The sequence below is a fragment of the Acidisphaera sp. L21 genome (assembly GCF_009765685.1).
Taxonomy (GTDB): domain Bacteria; phylum Pseudomonadota; class Alphaproteobacteria; order Acetobacterales; family Acetobacteraceae; genus LMUY01.
In genome coordinates, this window is record NZ_LMUY01000107.1 from 1 (window position 1) to 263 (window position 263).

General features: G+C 70.3%; 1 protein-coding gene. It reads left to right on the forward strand.

From position 1 onward, the window contains the following. The coding region (locus GSQ76_RS21650; protein ID WP_158746201.1) for a hypothetical protein at positions 1 to 263 on the forward strand (263 nt) is incomplete at both ends.

Sequence of the window (263 nt, forward strand, 5' to 3'; positions counted from 1 at the left end):
ACCGGATCTGGCAGCACCGCGGTGACGATCCAGGGGTCGTTGGCGCAGGTGAATGCCGCCCTGGCGACGGTGACGGATGCGCAGAGCACGGCCGGGACCGACACGATCAGGCTTGCCGCGCTCGACAGCTTCGGCAATGCGGCAGCCAATGCCAACGTCGGGGTGACGGTGAACGGCCTGCCAGTGCTCGCTGCCCCGGCGACGGCGGTGGTGGGCGTTGGCAAGGCGGGTGCGATCGCCGGGTTGAGCCTGTCGGAGACGGG